Genomic DNA, 18,208 nt, shown 5'->3' with positions numbered 1-18,208 from the left:
AGAACACATGCTTAAAAGAACAATAAGTGCCTTGATTGGCGCGCCACTTTTCTTGGGACTTATTTATATGGGTGGGCTATATTCAGCGTTCCTAGTTGCAGTATTGACATTATTTGCCTTATGGGAATTTATGCAAATTGGTGAGAAAATGGGTATCCGCACTTGGTCTAAGCTTACGACAGTTGTCACGGTTGTTTGGTTGGCTAGCTTGTTGAGCGGTGGGGCAGAATGGATGGTGACGGTTCTAGTCTTTTGGCTTCTAATTGGACTTGGACGGTTGGCCTTAACTTATCCAAAAACGTCTTTATCGGAAGCAAGCTTTAATATACTTGCGGTCCTTTATTCGGTTGTCTTATTATCTCACCTATATTTACTTCGTCAGCTTCCAAATGGAACCGAATGGACTTTTCTGACTATATTTTTGGTATGGGCAACGGATACGGGCGCATATCTTATAGGGAGACAATTTGGAAGCCACCTTTTAGCTCCCCAAGTTAGCCCTAAGAAAACAGTGGAAGGCTCTCTTGGGGGATTGTTATTTAGTGTAGCAGTCGCCTTAGTGTTCTGGCGTATTGCCGGCGGAGCAACTTTGATTATGTATGTCATCTTGGCTATTATTATTGGGATTAGCTCGCAAATTGGTGATCTGTTTGAATCTGCCTTGAAGCGTAGCGCTGGGGTTAAAGATTCTGGAAAGCTTATTCCCGGGCACGGTGGGATCTTGGACCGGTTCGATAGTCTGATTTTTGCACTCCCTTTAGTGTATTATGGGGTTATATTACTTTCGTGAGGTGAAAGCGTTGAGCATTCAGAAACACCCTATATGGACAAATCTAAATAGGCTTGCAGTGGTAACTACGGGACTCGTCATGTTGAAAGTCTTTACATACTTTTTCCAAGATTTTTTGCCGGTATTTGGTGAAGTTATCGCTAAAACGTTTAGTGCCCTTTTGCCATTTGTTCTAGCACTTCTTCTTGCCTTCCTACTCGAACCGCTCGTTGTGCGACTGATGCGAGGTATTCGGATTCGTCGAACGTATGCATCTATACTCTCTATCATTTTGGCACTGGCTGGATTGAGCCTGTTTATTTTTATAATTGTTGCTCGTCTTTATACAGAATTATCCGAGTTAGCAGTCACGTTACCTGATTATAGTTATCTTGTGGATTTTGTGACAAAGCAAGTAGATACTGTTGAAAAATTTATAAAAGTAAACCCTCAAATTCAAACTACTCTGGTAGGAGCGACGGAAAGCTTAGCCAGAACACTTCAGGAATGGGCCAAATCTGGGAGTACCCTTTTACTGGGTTTTCTAACTGCATTGCCTCGTGTGTTTATTGTCTTGGTGGTGTCCATTGTCGCGACATTGCTGATGAGCTCGACTTATCCAAATGTAAAACAGTTTATTTCCGACTTGTTTCCGAACCGTTGGCACGTCAGTGCTCAAGCTATCAGTAATGATTTGGGAGCGGCGATTGTGGGATATTTGCGGTCGCAAGCAATTTTGATTTCTGTCACGGCATTTTCAACCATCGGCGGTTTGCTGCTGCTGGGAAATCCTTATGCTGTTACGTTGGGTGTACTGGCAGGGCTTTTGGACATAATGCCGATTGTGGGCACGGGTATGCTGTTTTTGCCTTGGAGCGTCGGGCTTTTTATTATGGGATCTTTCGGAGAAGGTTTAAAATTATTGGTGCTGTGGCTTGTTACATTTACAGTACGTCAGTTTCTGGAGCCCAAAATCTTGTCTAATGGAATTGGAATACACCCGCTTCCAACTCTCATTTCGATGTATGTAGGACTTCAGTTAGTAGGTGCTATAGGCATGATTATGGGACCAGTGGTGGTTATTTGTTATGAAGCCGTGCGAAAAGCGGGAGCTTTTGGGCCTCCCAAGTAAAATGATTATTAATCATCGAGTGAAGTGGAGTTCACTGTAACAACTAAAAGTAGGAAGAGATGATTCGCGTTGAAAACCCTAACTATATTGGGATCAACAGGCTCTATTGGCCGTCAAACCCTAGATGTTGTCCGACATTCGGGAGAGCAGCTCAAGATTCATGCCTTGGTAGCGGATAAAAGTATCGAGCTTATAGAACAACAGGCCAGACTTTACCATCCGGAAATCGTTGTAATGATGGATGAAGGGGCCGCTCGTGAGCTACGTGGTCGATTAAAGAATTTACCGATTAAGGTTGATCAGGGTATGACCGGGATTATTAACTCAGTTATCGCCCCACAAGTGGATACCGTCGTCACGGCAATTTCAGGTAGAATTGGCCTAGAACCCACTCTTGCTGCGCTAGAGGCAGGCAAAACTATTGCCCTAGCTAATAAGGAAACATTGGTCGCTGGTGGGGACTTGGTCATGTCTACGGCAAGGAAGATGAAATGCCCGATCCTCCCAGTGGATAGTGAACATTCCGCAATTTTTCAGTGTTTGGAGGACAATCACGAAACGCTTGAGAAGATCATTTTGACTGCATCGGGTGGCCCTTTTTTCGGATGGACTCAGAAACAATTAGCAACGGTCACGTTAGAGAAAGCACTTTGCCATCCAAATTGGGATATGGGTGCGAAAATTACCATTGACTCGGCAACAATGATGAACAAGGGTCTCGAAGTGATTGAGGCGCATTATTTATTTAATATGGAATATGATCAGATAGAGGTCCTTATACATCCGCAGAGCGTAGTCCACTCCATGGTTCAATATCGAGATGGCTCCGTACTTGCCCAGTTAGGTAGGGCGGATATGCGGTTGCCAATCCAGTATGCTCTGAGCTATCCATCCCGCTGGAAAAACTCTTTTGAACGACTAGATTTTCGTGGAAAAACATTAACCTTCCATGAACCAGATCTGGAAGGTTTTCCTGCGCTTGCTATGGCTTATCGTGTAGGTCGACGCGGCGGAACTCTACCTGCCGTGATGAATGCAGCCAACGAAATCGCAGTGTTGGCATTTCTTCAGGAGAAGGTCACATATCTTAAGATTCAAGACATTGTCGAAAAAGTTTGTTCTGAACATAATGTGTTAGATAGCCTAGATTTGGAAAGCATACTCGATGCAGACACCTGGGCACGACGACGTGCCGCAGAGCTTATTTCGTAGTTCGATAATCGGGTTGCGAAACTGAACCATGACTCGAATTTATGTTATGATCGAACCAACCGTGTAATTATAATCGAAGCATGAAATACGAATTACGAACTTCGAAAAAGGGGGGATTAAAGTGTTAACGACACTCGCCATCGTTTTTGTTTTTGGAAGCATGGTCATGATTCATGAACTTGGGCACTATATGGTTGCAAAATGGATCGGAGTTAAGGTTATAGAATTTAGTTTTGGTTTTGGTCCGAAAATTGTGGGTTATCAAGGGAAGGATACACTTTACGCTCTGCGTCTCATCCCTTTAGGTGGGTTCGTCAAACTTCATGGAATGGATGCTGAAGTTGATGTCAATGGCAAAGCTGTGATTGCCCCTACCCATGATGCGCAAAGTTTTATGAATAAGCCAGTTTGGCAGCGTATGTCGGTAATTGTGGCTGGACCGATCATGAACTTTGTTCTAGCAATAATTCTATTCGTGGGAGTTTTTGCCTATCTCGGGATTCCATCACAAGGTAACACTAATATGATCGGATCACTCGTTACGGGAAAACCAGCAGCCACTTCTGGGATTCAACCGGGAGATAAAATACTGGCAGTGAACAATGAGTTAACGCCAAATTGGACAAGTTTGACAGAAGCCATCTGGGCCAAACCGGACCAAGTGTTAAGCTTAACGATTGAAAGAGACAAAGGAAAGCAACAAACTGTATCATTGAAGACGGAAAAGGACGCTCCAACTGGGCATGGTATGATTGGTATTGCACCGGAAATCATCTATACGCATGCTTCTATTTTGGAGTCGACCCGTTACGGATTAGAACGAACAGTAGATTTTACAAAGACAATCGTGGTGTTGTTGGTACAGATGGTAACGGGAAAGATACCAGCCGATGTAGGTGGTCCAGTTATGATTGCTCAAGTCATTGGGGAAGGGGCCCAGCAGGGGTTAGCAAACTTATTGAGTTTAACTGGAGTATTAAGTATTCAACTAGGACTCATTAACTTATTTCCCATCCCTGCTCTAGATGGGAGTAGGCTTATCTTCTTATTGATCGAGGGGGTAAGAGGGAAGCCGCTAAACCCAGAAAAGGAAAATATGATTCATTTGGTAGGTTTCGTTTTGCTTATGGCTTTAATGATCGCCGTTACTTATAAAGATGTCCTGCGCTTATTCAATAAAGTTGGGTAGTGAATGAGGCTTGGAGTAGGAGATAGACATGGTGCACAGAAAAACGACAAAACCCGTATCAGTAGGACCTGTGACAATTGGTGGCGGAGCCCCGATTGTCGTACAATCGATGACAAATACGGATACTCGCGATGTAGGAGCAACCTTAGCTCAGATTAACGCCTTGGCTGATGCTGGCTGTGAAGTCGTCCGTCTTGCAGTCTTGGATGATGAGGCAGCCTCGGCTTTAAAGGAGATCGCAGCTAAGAGTCCACTGCCTGTGATTGCAGATATTCATTTTGACTATCGTTTGGCTATCCGTGCAGTTGAACAAGGTATCCATGGCTTGCGACTTAATCCTGGGAATATCGGAGCCCGTTGGAAAGTACAAGAGGTCGTTCGTGCTGTAAAAGAACGACAAATCCCCATACGAATTGGGGTTAACGCAGGGTCATTGGAGAAAGAGCTCTTAGAAAAATATGGAGGTCCCACTGCCGGAGGGATGATCGAGAGTGCCTTAGGACATATTCGATTACTTGAAGAAGAAGGGTATCATAAAATAAAGGTCTCGTTGAAAGCATCGTCCGTTCCCCTGATGCTTGAGGCTTATCGCAAGATCTACGAAGTTGTGGATTATCCGTTACATCTCGGGGTGACTGAGGCAGGGACGGTACGTTCTGGTGTGGTAAAATCGGCGATAGGGATCGGGACATTGCTTGCTGAAGGGATCGGAGATACGATTCGAGTGTCACTCACAGGTGACCCGGTACGAGAAATTCCTGTAGCTCTTGAAATCCTGCATGTTCTAGGCCTAAGACAGCGGAGCGTGGAGTTAATCAGTTGTCCAACCTGTGGCCGCACGCAAGTTGACTTAGCCTTATTGGCGGAGAGTGTTGAAGAGCAGTTAGCACACTTGCCTGTACTGGACAAGCCCTTAAAGGTTGCGGTAATGGGATGCGCAGTCAATGGGCCGGGCGAAGCACGTGAAGCTGATTTTGGAATTGCAGGCGGAAAAGGGACAGGGCTTTTATTCCGAAAGGGAGAAATTGTAGCTCGACTACCAGAAAATGAATTACTACCGGCTCTCCTCCGCGAAATCGAAGAATATGTCCGTGAACATGCTAAGAAATAAGGTTGGGGCGCGAGTCATAAATTGCTCGTAAGCAGGTGGTAATAACGTGGGGCAATGCTTGACTCGCCAGTACAACAACAGGCTTGGAATTGGGTCTACAGAATGACGATATATGATATTAAGGTAGGGATTTATGAATCCCTACAAAGGAAAGGAATGGACATTATGCGTGTCAGTCAACTTTTAAACCCTACACTCCGAGAGGTTCCGGCTGAGGCTGAAGTTATTAGCCATCAATTGATGGTTCGGGCAGGTCTAATTCGCAAGTCAGCGTCTGGATTTTACACTTATTTGCCACTCGGATTACGAGTCTTAAGGAAAATTGAAGCCATTGTTCGAGAAGAAATGGATGCCAAAGGTGGACAAGAAGTCCTGATGCCGATCATGCAACCCGCCGAATTATGGAAAGAGAGTGGGCGTTGGGAGGTATATGGTGACGAGCTGTTTCGTTTAAAAGACCGTCACAATCGGGAGTTTTGTCTCGGGCCGACGCACGAAGAAATTATTACGGACCTTGTAAGGAATGAAGTTCGTTCATACAAGCAACTTCCACTTTTACTTTATCAGATTCAGAATAAATATCGCGATGAGCGACGTCCCCGTTTCGGCTTGATGCGTGGACGTGAGTTTGTCATGAAAGATCTTTACTCTTTTGATCGAGATGAAGCAGGGCTCGGTGAAAGCTACAAAAAAATGTACGATGCCTATTGCCGAATCTTTTCCCGTTGTGGTTTAGCTTACAGGGCTGTCGAAGCAGATGCCGGGGCCATAGGTGGAACAGGTGGAACCCATGAATTTATGGTTCTAGCCGATTCGGGAGAAAATGCAGTAGTCTATTGTCCAGAGTGCAATTATGCGGCCAATGTAGAAAAAGCAGAGTGCCGTCCTCAAGTTATTGAGGATGTCTCGCCTGAAGGCCAACACAAGTTAGTCTCTACGCCGAACGTGAAGACTATTGAGGAGTTATCAGAGTTTTTAGTTGAACCGAAGACTGCTCTGGTCAAATCTTTGCTTTATCAAGGAGATGAGAAATTATTTTTGGTATTGCTCCGTGGAGACCGCGAACTAAATGAAATAAAATTAAATAACGCTTTAGGAGGATTCGTATCCCTCCAACTAGCGTCTCCTGAGGCTGTCTCAACGATTTTAGGGTGTGCACCAGGTTCTGTGGGCCCAATCGAAGTGCCTGCTGGACTTTTGGTAATCGCCGATGAGGAAGTACCTCTGATGAAAAAAGCAGTGTGTGGAGCGAATAAAGCGGATTATCACTTTGTCGATACCGTTCCAAGTAGAGACTTTCGTATAGACAAGATCCTGGATTTACGAATGATGGAACCCGGTGAAGCCTGCCTAAAATGTGGTGTTCCCCTCAAAGAAGCTAGGGGAATAGAAGTAGGGCAAGTATTTAAGCTGGGGACAAAGTATAGTAAAGCATTAGGAGCAACTTTTTTAGACTTAAATGGAGAAGAAAAGTTTTGTGTCATGGGTTGTTATGGCGTTGGCGTGAGTCGTTCAATAGCCGCTACGATCGAACAAAATCATGATGATAATGGGATTATTTGGCCGATGCCGATTGCCCCATACCAATGTATAGTTGTACCAGTCAGCACAAAAGATGCCCTAGTGGTCGAAACGGCGGATAAGCTTTATCTTGAGCTTAAACGTCTTGGGGTGGAAGTTGTTCTGGATGATCGTGATGAACGTGCTGGTGTGAAATTTAAGGATGCAGATCTCGTCGGATATCCTATACGGGTAACAATAGGGAGTAAAACCCTGGCGAATGGCCAGGTTGAGCTTAGAGAACGAAAAACGGGCGAAACAAAGCTAGTACTAGTTGAGGAAGTTGCCGGGCAGGTTAAGACCATAATAGAGAAAGCTCTAAAATACTAACTTCGGACCTCGATGATAAACAAACAAAAAAACTCTCATTCCAACTTCGCATAATGAGGGTAGGGGGAACGCACATGGCTAGGACTCTTTCGTTGATGGAAGTCCCGTTCATATTAAAACTTCCTCCAGATCAAATTAGACCTTGGCAAATAGATTTGACGACGGTCGAGCTCATTCAGGTGGAGGTCTTTCCCAAACAAGGGAGATGGGTCCTCCACCTTTCTTCATTAAATGAGCTGGAGGAAGCCAGTTTAGCATCCTTGGAATTATTACTAATGACACTAGTTCCGGAGATTAAGAAGGTCGAATGTTGTGTTGAATGTGTAGCGCAAGTCACTTCGTTAAAATCCCTCTGTGAGAAGCACTGGGGAGAAATTGTCCAGGATATAACAAAGCAGCTACCTTCCATGAAAGGTTGGCTTGGTGAGGCGCATTATGAAGTTTCCAACGAAGAACTGCGGCTATTCGTTCCCAACGCTTTAGGGATTGAATATTTCCATGCCAAACAACACGTCCTTGAAAAATATTTTTATACCCGTTATCGGCTGCAACCAAAGATTATCTGTGAGCTGGATACCAGCATAGATCTTACTGGTCTTGCCCAGCAAACTGAAACGGTAGAGTTTGAACATTTACAGCAACTTCTTTCTTCTCAAACCAAACAGGGGGCTGAATCTGATAAAAAACGAATAACATGTTTGCTAGGGAAAGAGTTTAATGGAGAGCCCGTTTCCTTGCATGAGGTTCAAGACGAAGAACGTCAGATCATTGTTTTAGGGCAAGTATTTGGAATTGAGTATAGAAAATTAAAATCCGGACGATTACTGCTAACTCTTATGATCTCGGATAAATCCGATTCGATATCTGGCAAGGTTTTTCTAGAAAAGGAGCAAGAGAGCCTTGATCTTAAAGAAGGAGAATGGGTGAAAATCCGTGGAAGTGTTCAATACGACCGCTATAATTCCGAGCTAACTCTAATGCCAAAAGATATAATGCGGACGTCTCCGGCGATTCGCCAAGATCAAGCAACGGAAAAAAGAATCGAATTGCATTTGCATACGCGTATGTCGACTATGGATGGCATGACTTCAGCAGAGGACCTGATTCAAAGAGCAAGCCACTGGGGTCATGAAGCAGTGGCGATTACTGACCATGGGGTTGTACAAGCATTCCCGGAGGCCGTTGATGCGGGTGCCAAATATGGTGTTAAGATAATTCTGGGCGTTGAAGGGTATTTGATTGATGACTCACCTGGCACTCCTCCTTTAAATCAGCAGAAAAGTCGCCATATCATCCTTTTGGTTAAAAATAAAATTGGGCTTAAGAATCTATATCGTTTAATTACTGCATCCCATTTGGAGTATTATCATCGCCGTCCTCGGATGCCGAAATCATTGCTTCAGACTTATCGTGAGGGATTGATCATCGGTTCAGCGTGTGAAGCAGGGGAACTGATCCAAGCAATTATGCGTAAAGAACCTCGAGAAACGTTAAAGGAAATAGCCTCATTTTATGATTATTTAGAAATACAGCCTATTGGCAACAACTCTTTTTTGCTTCGTAACGGCCAAGTGCCTTCTGAAGATGGACTCCGAGAAATAAATCGAACAGTGCTCTCTCTTGGGCGAGAAATGGATAAATCAGTCGTGGCCACTGGTGATGTTCATTTTTTAGATCCAGAAGATGAGGCCTACCGACGAATTATTATGGCCGGAAAAGGGTTTAGCGATGCCGATGACCAAGCTCCTTTGTTTTATAAAACGACGGAGGAAATGCTTCAAGAGTTTGCATACCTAGGTGTTGAAGAGGCTCTAGAGGTGGTTGTCCGCGCGCCTAAACGTATTTGTGACGAAATTGAAGCTCTGAAACCCTTCCCAGATGAACTCTTTACACCTACTATTCCGGGAGCAGAGGAAAAAATCGAGACGATGTCCTGGAAACGGGCCCGTGCGTTGTACGGTGATCCATTACCGGAGGTTGTCGTAAAACGCTTAGATAAAGAACTAAAAGCCATAATCGGAAATGGTTTCTCCGTTCTCTACCTAATCGCACACTTATTGGTGAAAAAATCGAATGAAGATGGTTATCTTGTCGGCTCTAGAGGGTCTGTTGGATCTTCCTTGGTGGCCACGATGACAGGGATAACCGAAGTGAATCCTTTGCCTCCTCATTATCGCTGTGTGAATCCTGATTGTTTGCACTCCATTTGGGTTGAGGACGGAAGTGTCGGTTCAGGCGCAGATTTACAGGATAAAGATTGCCCAAAATGCGGGCAACAGCTGGCGAAAGATGGTCACGATATACCCTTTGAGACGTTCTTGGGTTTTAAAGGTGATAAGGTACCAGATATTGATTTAAATTTCTCTGGAGACTATCAGCCTAGAGCTCATCGATTTACGGAAGAATTATTCGGCAAGGATAATGTATTTAAGGCTGGAACCATCGCGACAATCGCCGATAAGACCGCGTTTGGTTATGTCAAAAACTATGTCGATGAACGGAAACTGCAAATTAGACCAGCTGAGATGGCACGTTTAATAAGGGGATGTACTGGAGTCAAAAGGACAACTGGGCAACACCCCGGAGGGCAGATGGTTATCCCTAAAGAATGTGATATTTTCGATTTTACGCCGTTGCAAAGACCTGCCAATGATCAAAAATCTGAGTTTATCACCACCCATTTTGATTATCACTCTATTTCCGGCCGCTTGGTAAAGCTTGATATCCTTGGGCACGACGATCCGACGGCAATTAAGATGTTGGAGGATTTAACAGGGGTGGATGCACTAGCAATTCGGGTAGATGATCAGTTGACGTTGTCTCTGTTTTCCAGTCCAGAGGCCTTAGGGGTTACAGCTGAGGAGATATATTCTAAAACGGGCACCTACGGAGTCCCAGAATTCGGGACTAAGTTTGTGCGGCAAATGCTAGAGGACACTCAGCCAAAGGGATTCTCAGACTTAGTGCGTATTTCGGGACTGTCGCACGGTACCGATGTATGGATCGGTAATGCGCAAGAACTTGTTCGAGGCGGAACAGCCAGCATTTCAGAGATCATTGCTTGCAGAGACGACATTATGGTATATCTCATTTATAAAGGGTTAGAGCCTTCACATGCCTTTAAGATCATGGAAGGTGTTCGAAAAGGATATGGGCTAAAACCAGAACAAATTGAAGAAATGCGAGCCAACAATGTGCCTGAATGGTATATCGAATCTTGCCAAAAGATTAAATACATGTTTCCTAAGGCTCATGCAGTTGCTTACGTGACTATGGCGTTCCGAATTGCTTGGTTTAAGCTTAACTATCCAGAAGCATTCTATGCGACGTTTTTCACGGTTCGAGCAGATGAGTTTGATATTGAAATCATCATTCAGGGAAAGGAATTCTGCCGCCAAACCATTGAAGAGATCGAACGAAAAGGGAAAGAAGCGACTGCCAAAGAAAAGAACATGGCGACGATTCTTGAACTTGCGGTTGAGATGTATGCCAGGGGCATTACTTTAAGGTACGTCGATTTATGGGAATCCGCGGCGACTGATTTTTTGATAACACCCACGGGGCTATTGCCCCCCTTCACATCTGTTCAAGGATTAGGAGAAACTGCCGCTCGGAATATTGTGGATCTTCGGAAGGAACAAGGGATTAAATCAATTGAAGATTTGAAACTTAGTAAATCTATTATCGAAGTTCTTCAGAACCACGGGTGTTTTGAAGGGCTTGCAGAAACGAATCAATTTAGCCTGTTTTAGGGGAGGGTCCGCGTCGCACGTCCTCGGCCATGCGTTCGCCGTGGGGCGAGAAAATACCAATCGGAATTTTCTACCGCGTTGAAAAACCGACCTTCAGTGATCGGCTCTCATGGATGGTGGACCGACCGCCACTCGTCGATAGAGTCTGGGAACCACGAGATGCACAACGTTTTATGAAAGAATTAGAATAGTAAGGATTAGGGAGGAAAGTACAATGACAAATCCAATCGCAATTGGAGCTACTGCTCCAGATTTCAAACTAAAGGATAACCGAGGTAATGAGGTGAGCTTAAACGATTATAAAGGTAAGAAAGTTTTACTGTCGTGGCACCCTTTAGCTTGGACTCCTGTTTGCGCTGATCAGATGAAATCTTTAGAAACTAATTACGCGCGATTTGAGGCATTAGGTACGATTCCATTGGGTCTCAGTATTGATGCTGTCCCTTCGAAAAATGCCTGGGCTAAGGAACTGAAGATTGCCAACATTAAAATGCCCTCGGACTTCTGGCCACATGGGGCAGTCGCTAAAGAATACGGCTTGTTTCGTGAGGAAGAAGGGTTTTCTGAGCGGGCAAATGTGATTATTGATGAAAACGGTAAAATAATATGGATAAAAATCTATGATATACATCAACTCCCAGACGTTGAAGAGGTTATTCAACAATTAAAGTGAATTTGTTCAGCACTTTTATAAAATAAGTAGATACCAAAAAAAGAGCCTCTCGGCTCTTTTTTTGTAGAATACGTATTACTTTACCAACTTTTACGTGCTCTCCAGAACTCAGGTTGGAGTACAACCAATAACGTGAAAAGTTCCAAGCGTCCCAGTAGCATACAAATGATCAAGACCACTTCGCCAAAAGTATTGATCGAGGAAAAAGTAGTTGTAGGTCCAACTACTCCGAATCCCGGGCCGACATTACCGAGGGTAGCTGCTACAGCACTCATTGCATCAAACGGTTCTAAGCCTGTGGCAGAAAGCAGAATAGTAGCAAAAGCAAAAATGGCCATAAAGAGGAAGAAAAAAACAGCCACAGTATTAAGCATGAGTGGGTCGACATGTTTACCGCCGTAATTAATACTCATTATAGCGCGAGGATGGACAGCCCTCCTTAGTTCAGCCCAAGCCAGTTTCGCCAATAGAATCATCCGGGCTACTTTAATGCCCCCAGCAGTTGAGCCAGCGCTCCCACCAATAAACATTAATAAGAATAGGACAATTTTGGTTAGTGAAGGCCACTTGTCGAAATCGTCTGAAGCAAAGCCAGTAGTCGTTATAATTGATGCCACCTGAAACAGGGCTAGTCGCAAAGAGGAAATGATCTCCTTACCCCCAGCAAGCCATAAACTCAGTGAGATGAGCATGGTGGCGCCTGCAATAATCGCCAAGTAAATGCGAAATTCTGTATCTTGCCATATATGTTTCAATCCTCGACTCCAAGCTAGAAAATAAAGCCCAAAGTTTCCACCGGCAATAATCATAAAAACAACGATGATCAACTCAATGACAGTACTGTCATAGTGCATAATACTGGAATTCTTAGTAGAAAAACCGCCAGTCGCCATTGTAGCGAAGGAATGGTTTACGGAATCAAACAAAGACATTCCTGCAAGCACCAAAAGGACTATTTGTAATAGGGTAAAGCCAACATAAATCTGCCAGAGTCTTGCAGCGTTATCTCTAATCCGTGGTAATACTCTTTCCGCCATTGGACCAGGGACTTCGGCGTTAAAGAGATGTACTGCCCCTGCCCCAATCTTGGGCAAGAAAACAATGAACAAAACAATAATCCCCATACCTCCCAGCCAATGGGTTAAACTGCGCCACAGTAATAAACTGTTGGAGAGGGCCTCAACATTGTCGATGACACTAGCGCCGGTGGTAGTCAGGCCGGAAACCGTTTCGAATACCCCGTCAATATAAGATGGGACGGCATTCGAGAGGTAAAAAGGAAGGGCGCCAGAAAGTGACGTCAAAATCCAAGCCCCAGATACGATGGCAAAACCCTCTCGAATCCCCATTCGGCCTTCTTTACGTCCGTGATGAGTAAGAATGAAACCGACGACACCCGTAAGAGCAATCGTGAAAAGGAAAGGCCCTGGGCTAGTATCTTTTTCTATAAGAGCGCAAGCGAGAGGAATACTCATTATTGCCGCGTAAACTAATAACAATCCCCCTAATACGCTCTCTATCAATCGAAAGTTCATTTTCAGGTCCTACTCTCAAAGAATTTTCCGACTTTCTTAACTATGTCAGGAAGCGTAAAGACCACGACCCTGTCTCCAGCGTGAAGGACTGTTTCGCCATTAGGAACACTGACCACTTCTTCATGAATTAAGGCTCCAACCAAGGAATTACGAGGGAATTTAATATTCTTAAGTTTTTTGCCGGCAATTTGGCAGTTGGCGGGAACTAAAATTTCCATAGCCTCCGCTTTAGCACCTTCCAGAAGAGTGACAGCGACAATGTTACCGCGTCGAACCTGGCGTAAAATGACGCCAGCGGTTAGTAGTCTTGGAGATAAGACAACATCCACCCCGACTTTGCCCATTAAGGACATATAGTCAGAGCGTCCCACACGGACAATCGTTTTCTGAGCGCCTAAATTCTTGGCTAAAAGAGCCAACAGTAAATTTAGTTTATCATCATCAGTGAGGCATACAACGGCATCAGCCTCTCCGACTCCTTCTTCAGCTAAAAGATCAATATCCGTGCCTTCACCACACAGGACGAGTCCTTTACCCAGATGGTCTGCTAATTCACGACAACGTTCTCTATTCTTGTCAATTACTTTTACAGACAAGCCCGCTTTGACCAAAATCTTGGCTAGATGACGTCCTATTCGGCCCGCGCCGATGATCATAATTCGTTCTATCACCGATCTCTTATCTGCGAACTGCTTACCAAATTTCTCTATAGCATCAGCCCCCCCAACGAAAAAAACATTATCCTGAGGAAGCAGATAATCTTCGCCGTGGGGAATGATCATCATGTTTTGGCGTAAAATGCCCGCGACCAGAATATGAGGTGGGAGGGTTAGTTTTAGCAAGGGAATGTTTACAAGCGTTGATTCTGGACTAATTTTTACTTCCAATAAGCGGACTTTTCCATCAGCAAAGTCCTCTACCGCTAAAGCTGCGGGTGTCAGAAGAATTCGGCTAATTTCGATAGCCGTTGTCATTTCTGGATTAATAGCCAAATCGATACCCAAGGATTCATTAAATTTGAATTGATCTGCGCAGGCGTATTCCTGGTTTCGCACCCTCGCAATCGTTTGAGGTATTCCTATTTTTTTGGCCGCCATGCAAGCAATCATATTAACTTCATCACTGTCAGTAACCGCGACAAGTAGATCAGCATTTTTGGCAACGGTGCTGGTTAGAAATTGTGGGTTTGCTCCATTTCCTACTATAGCCATGACATCTAAACTATTTTGCACGATCAAACGACGTTCTTCGTCCTGTTCGATTACGATTACTTCATGCTCCTCTTTGGCTAAGCGCTCAGCGAGGCTAAAACCTAATTTTCCTGCCCCCACAATAACGACGCGCATTTCATACCCCCATCAAAATATAAATATATTATTTGAATGATTATGTACAGTTTACTGCTTCAAGCAAGCCGAGAAAAGCAAATTTTAGGCATATAGTTTGACTCGATGTCTGTCACTATATGCCTAGAATCTTAATCCGTCAACAAATTTTTCATAAACAGAATACTTGATTGTTATTATGTTCTTCATAACGCCTAGAACGTAGATATAACAACAGAAAATGAGGAGACAACTCTAGAAACATACGACTTGATCACACCCCTAATTGTTCCAGATCTATGAGGATGTATCCTGCTTTTCGAATACTTAAGAAAACTTGTTACATGGTGAGAACAGTTTATAAATTGTTTATAAATTGTTAAGAAAAACTTAAACCAATTGGATTATAATAATAAGAAGAAAGAAAATTCCTAAAAACTAGGGGATTGAATCAAACAAGTTACAGTATCAAAGCTGATCAAAGGATATTAACAGGTTATGTTATAATTTAGGGGGGGGTTCGTATGGTAGGTTTAGATTTTTTAATAACGGCCATCTGTTTCTCAGTTTTAGGATATGGATTATGCTATATGACCCTTTCAGTTAATCATGAATCTAAAACGCAAAGCGTGAACTCAGAAAGCCCACTGCAAAGATGAGATTGATAGATAAACATTTGAGTGTTTTGAATATCAACAGGTAATTGAATAAGTTGTGGTAAAAAAGGGGAACTGAAGGCTTAGCTTTCAGTTCTTTTCTATATATATGGAGGATAGACCAGATCTTTAGAAATGTGCAAGTTGCATTATTAAGTGAGCTCGTTCAACTACAGTTGATGCTTGCTCTCGATTGCCTATGTTCAAGCCGTTGCAAGTGAATTGCTCAAGGCTCAGGGCTTAATTTAATAATATTGTCACTATACTCAATGTTTGCTTCTATGTTAAAGAAGTTTTGGTCTAGGTTGCAGATGTCCTGTGAATATGATATATTAGTATAAGGAAATTTGCAGTAATTGTTGGTAAGGAGTGGGTTCTAGCCCGCTCCTTCGTTTGTTCAAATCGTGTCTTTAGTATAACTCTAGACCATCTTCGTTAGAATACAAAGAGTACTTACTTTACCCTAGTTAAAGGAGCGAGTTCACATGGATGAGGCAATGGAACAACGGATAGGATTACTAGTCGAGCCACTCGTAAGAGAAAAGGGACTCGAACTAGTGAATGTGGAGTACATAAGGGAAGGCGCACATTGGTATTTGCGCCTTTATATTGATAAAGACGGTGGCGTGGACATGGATGATTGTTCAGGAGTAAGTCATATGGTTAGTGAAATGCTTGATCAAAAAAATCCAATACCACAGGCATATATGTTAGAAGTGTCGTCTCCTGGGTTGGAGCGTCCTCTGAAAAAAGAAGAGGACTTTATCCGTTTTCAGGGAAGTTTAGTTACGGTGCATACGACTTCCCCGTTCCAAGGGTATAAGGAGTTTTCTGGAAATCTGATAGGATTGATAAACGATGAAATCGTTTTGGAATATGAGAATAAGCGTATGGCAATTCCACGAGCCTTGGCGAAAAAAACTCATTTATCACTGGATTTTTAGTTTTTTCTTTATGTTACTATAGAATGAGGAGGAAAATGGAAAAATGAATATGGAGTTCATCGAGGCTCTTCACGAGTTAGAAAAAGGACGGGGAATTTCTGCGGAGATTCTATTTGAGGCAATTGAGGCAGCGCTGATTTCCGCGTACAAAAAGAATTTCGGATCATTACAAAATGTACGGGTTCTTATTGATCGTTTAACCGGCGAGTTTAAAGTGTATGCCCGCAAGACCGTTGTTGAAATCGTGGAGGATACTCGCACTCAAGTCGGATTGGAGGATGCGCGAAAACTCGATCCTAATTATCAACTTGAAGACATCGTGGAATATGAAGTAACTCCACGTGACTTCGGACGAATAGCAGCTCAAACGGCAAAGCAGGTCGTTGTTCAGCGTATAAGAGAAGCTGAGCGTGGTATGATTTATGATGAATACGTTAATCGCGAAGGGGATATCGTGACTGGGGTTGTCCAACGATATGAACAGAAAAATGTAATTGTGGATTTAGGGAAGGTGGAAGCCGTACTTCCTGCTCAGGAACAAATACCCGGAGAAGTATATCAATCCTTCGAACGTATTAAAACATATGTCGTGGAAGTCAAGAAAACAACTAAGGGGCCGCAAATTATGTTGTCCAGAACGCATCCTGGACTGATAAAACGCTTGTTTGAGCTGGAAGTGCCAGAAATTCATGATGGCATCGTTGAAATAAAGGGCGTTTCACGTGAAGCCGGTGCTCGCTCTAAAATTGCTGTTTATTCACGTGACCCAAATGTTGATCCTGTTGGAGCATGTGTCGGACCGAAGGGCGCTCGTGTTCAAACCATCGTCACAGAATTAAAAGGGGAAAAAATAGATATTGTAAATTACTCGACAGATCCCCAAGAGTTTGTGGCGAATGCACTTTCTCCAGCTAAAGTTGTGGGAGTTTATCCTAAAATCAATGAGAAAGTTGCAATTGTGGTGGTTCCTGACTATCAACTTTCCTTAGCAATCGGGAAAGAGGGGCAGAATGCCCGCTTGGCTGCTAAACTCACGGGTTGGAAGATTGACATTAAAAGTGAATCACAAGCTAGCACCCTTAATATCATTCCTCAAGGAATTGAAGAAGGGTACGAGACCTACAATGAGTATGAAGAATACTCGGAATATGATGAATTCATTGAAGCGGACAACTATCAGGAGTATCAGGAAAACGGACAAGATATTGATAACGGGCATACTCTGCTAAATGAAGAAAATGCCGTGGGCGAAATTAATCAAGCGGATGATGAAAAATATGCATACAATAACAATGAAGCCTATGATGCTGATTTTTCTATAAGCGAAGATACTCAGAAAGTTACCGAAGGAGTTCTTGAAAGAGCTCCACGTGAGATAGTGAAGGATTTAAAAGCAGATGAAAAAATAAGCGTTAAGGAGAAAAAGAAGAAAGGGAAGGGATAAGGGGATGAAGACACGAAAAGTTCCGATGCGGATGTGTTTGGGTTGTCAACAGATGAAGCCCAAGAAAGAGCTCTTGAGAATTGTTAGAACTCCCGAAGGGACTGTTGAACTCGATCCAACTGGAAAACGGAATGGTCGTGGCGCATATCTTTGCCCCAACTTAATCTGTTTTCAAACTGCGATTAAAGAACATCGATTTCGGAAGGCTTTCGGAGTTGATGTTAACCCGGAAGTATTTGCGCACCTGGAAGGGAAGATTTCTACTTGAATACACGTATCCAGTCATTAATAGGGATGGCTCGTCGAGCAAGTAAAGTTGCTACTGGTGATGCTCAGGTCGAAGCGATGATGAAAAAAAGAAAAGGGTTTCTACTTATCATGGCGGAAGATGCCCCTGGTGCTCAGAAAAAATACGATCAGTGGGCTGGTGACTTAAAGCTACCGATATTAGTAATGGGAACCAAAATGGAACTTGGACATTCAATAGGACTTTCACCGCGTTCAGCAGTGCTTATTTTAGATCAAGGGTTTGCTAAGGCTATTTTACTAGCAAGGAGCTGATGCTTGGAGCGTAAT

At 43.5% G+C, this 18,208-nt stretch carries 15 protein-coding genes; 13 read left to right on the top strand and 2 right to left on the bottom strand.

Annotated features, from left to right (window positions below):
* The first annotated feature begins 7 nt into the window (after window positions 1–7).
* From E4K67_RS26055 to E4K67_RS26015, 9 genes are all read left to right on the top strand, one after another.
* Entirely contained in the window at window positions 8–790 is a 783-nt protein-coding gene (locus E4K67_RS26055; protein ID WP_135552116.1) for a phosphatidate cytidylyltransferase, read from the top strand.
* Between the two features lie 10 nt (window positions 791–800).
* Window positions 801–1,901: a sporulation integral membrane protein YtvI gene (gene ytvI, locus E4K67_RS26050; RefSeq protein WP_135552113.1), complete on the top strand. Its 1,101-nt coding sequence runs from the start codon at window positions 801–803 to the stop codon at window positions 1,899–1,901.
* Window positions 1,902–1,970: 69 nt separating this feature from the next.
* Window positions 1,971–3,113 carry a 1-deoxy-D-xylulose-5-phosphate reductoisomerase gene (locus E4K67_RS26045; RefSeq protein WP_135552111.1) on the top strand — a complete coding sequence of 381 codons (1,143 nt, stop codon included), beginning with the start codon at window positions 1,971–1,973 and terminating at the stop codon, window positions 3,111–3,113.
* A 121-nt stretch (window positions 3,114–3,234) separates the two neighbouring features.
* On the top strand, window positions 3,235–4,302 hold the full coding sequence (rseP, locus tag E4K67_RS26040; RefSeq protein WP_135552109.1) for an RIP metalloprotease RseP: 1,068 nt from the start codon (window positions 3,235–3,237) through the stop codon (window positions 4,300–4,302).
* 31 nt (window positions 4,303–4,333) lie between these two features.
* Window positions 4,334–5,413, top strand: coding sequence for a flavodoxin-dependent (E)-4-hydroxy-3-methylbut-2-enyl-diphosphate synthase (gene ispG, locus E4K67_RS26035; RefSeq protein WP_135552165.1), 1,080 nt, complete (start codon window positions 4,334–4,336; stop codon window positions 5,411–5,413).
* Window positions 5,414–5,578: 165 nt separating this feature from the next.
* A complete protein-coding gene (locus E4K67_RS26030) occupies window positions 5,579–7,303 on the top strand; it encodes a proline--tRNA ligase (RefSeq protein ID WP_135552163.1) in 1,725 nt (574 codons plus the stop codon).
* A gap of 74 nt (window positions 7,304–7,377) precedes the next feature.
* On the top strand, window positions 7,378–11,055 hold the full coding sequence (locus tag E4K67_RS26025) for a PolC-type DNA polymerase III (protein ID WP_243454637.1): 3,678 nt from the start codon (window positions 7,378–7,380) through the stop codon (window positions 11,053–11,055).
* A 29-nt stretch (window positions 11,056–11,084) separates the two neighbouring features.
* Window positions 11,085–11,246 carry a hypothetical protein gene (locus tag E4K67_RS31385; RefSeq protein ID WP_135552107.1) on the top strand — a complete coding sequence of 54 codons (162 nt, stop codon included), beginning with the start codon at window positions 11,085–11,087 and terminating at the stop codon, window positions 11,244–11,246.
* A 23-nt stretch (window positions 11,247–11,269) separates the two neighbouring features.
* On the top strand, window positions 11,270–11,728 hold the full coding sequence (locus E4K67_RS26015; RefSeq protein WP_135552105.1) for a redoxin domain-containing protein: 459 nt from the start codon (window positions 11,270–11,272) through the stop codon (window positions 11,726–11,728).
* 80 nt (window positions 11,729–11,808) lie between these two features.
* Here the strand turns inward: E4K67_RS26015 and E4K67_RS26010 are convergent, their stop codons facing one another.
* Together E4K67_RS26010 and trkA are read right to left on the bottom strand one after the other, a co-directional pair.
* Window positions 11,809–13,263: a TrkH family potassium uptake protein gene (locus E4K67_RS26010; protein ID WP_135552103.1), complete on the bottom strand. Its 1,455-nt coding sequence runs from the start codon at window positions 13,261–13,263 to the stop codon at window positions 11,809–11,811.
* A 2-nt stretch (window positions 13,264–13,265) separates the two neighbouring features.
* Entirely contained in the window at window positions 13,266–14,609 is a 1,344-nt protein-coding gene (gene trkA, locus E4K67_RS26005; protein WP_135552101.1) for a Trk system potassium transporter TrkA, read from the bottom strand.
* Window positions 14,610–15,729: 1,120 nt separating this feature from the next.
* On the opposite strand from trkA, the gene E4K67_RS26000 reads away from it, so the two are divergent.
* From E4K67_RS26000 to E4K67_RS25985, 4 genes are read left to right on the top strand one after another with little or no spacing between them, the layout of a single operon-like run.
* Window positions 15,730–16,188 (top strand): ribosome maturation factor RimP, encoded by a 459-nt coding sequence (locus tag E4K67_RS26000; RefSeq protein WP_135552099.1) that lies wholly within the window; start codon window positions 15,730–15,732, stop codon window positions 16,186–16,188.
* 43 nt (window positions 16,189–16,231) lie between these two features.
* A complete protein-coding gene (nusA, locus tag E4K67_RS25995) occupies window positions 16,232–17,632 on the top strand; it encodes a transcription termination factor NusA (protein ID WP_135552097.1) in 1,401 nt (466 codons plus the stop codon).
* Between the two features lie 4 nt (window positions 17,633–17,636).
* Window positions 17,637–17,900 carry an RNase P modulator RnpM gene (rnpM, locus tag E4K67_RS25990; RefSeq protein ID WP_135552095.1) on the top strand — a complete coding sequence of 88 codons (264 nt, stop codon included), beginning with the start codon at window positions 17,637–17,639 and terminating at the stop codon, window positions 17,898–17,900.
* Complete coding sequence (locus E4K67_RS25985; RefSeq protein WP_135552093.1) at window positions 17,897–18,193, top strand: L7Ae/L30e/S12e/Gadd45 family ribosomal protein; 297 nt, start codon at window positions 17,897–17,899, stop codon at window positions 18,191–18,193. Before rnpM ends, E4K67_RS25985 begins: the two co-directional genes overlap by 4 nt.
* The last annotated feature ends 15 nt before the right edge of the window (window positions 18,194–18,208 follow it).

The organism is Desulfosporosinus fructosivorans (assembly GCF_004766045.1).
GTDB classification, from domain to species: domain Bacteria; phylum Bacillota; class Desulfitobacteriia; order Desulfitobacteriales; family Desulfitobacteriaceae; genus Desulfosporosinus; species Desulfosporosinus fructosivorans.
This window is presented reverse-complemented; position numbering and strand designations above follow the sequence as displayed.

What these genes read in the sequence shown, in the direction of transcription:
- E4K67_RS26055 (WP_135552116.1), top strand. Translation starts at nt 8, where the DNA reads ATGCTTAAAAGAACAATAAGTGCCTTGATTGGCGCGCCACTTTTCTTG.
- E4K67_RS26030 (WP_135552163.1), top strand. Translation starts at nt 5,579, where the DNA reads ATGCGTGTCAGTCAACTTTTAAACCCTACACTCCGAGAGGTTCCGGCT.
- E4K67_RS26025 (WP_243454637.1), top strand. Translation starts at nt 7,378, where the DNA reads ATGGCTAGGACTCTTTCGTTGATGGAAGTCCCGTTCATATTAAAACTT.
- E4K67_RS31385 (WP_135552107.1), top strand. Translation starts at nt 11,085, where the DNA reads ATGCGTTCGCCGTGGGGCGAGAAAATACCAATCGGAATTTTCTACCGC.
- E4K67_RS26015 (WP_135552105.1), top strand. Translation starts at nt 11,270, where the DNA reads ATGACAAATCCAATCGCAATTGGAGCTACTGCTCCAGATTTCAAACTA.
- E4K67_RS26010 (WP_135552103.1), bottom strand. Translation starts at nt 13,263, where the DNA reads ATGAACTTTCGATTGATAGAGAGCGTATTAGGGGGATTGTTATTAGTT.
- trkA (WP_135552101.1), bottom strand. Translation starts at nt 14,609, where the DNA reads ATGCGCGTCGTTATTGTGGGGGCAGGAAAATTAGGTTTTAGCCTCGCT.
- E4K67_RS26000 (WP_135552099.1), top strand. Translation starts at nt 15,730, where the DNA reads ATGGATGAGGCAATGGAACAACGGATAGGATTACTAGTCGAGCCACTC.
- nusA (WP_135552097.1), top strand. Translation starts at nt 16,232, where the DNA reads ATGAATATGGAGTTCATCGAGGCTCTTCACGAGTTAGAAAAAGGACGG.
- rnpM (WP_135552095.1), top strand. Translation starts at nt 17,637, where the DNA reads ATGAAGACACGAAAAGTTCCGATGCGGATGTGTTTGGGTTGTCAACAG.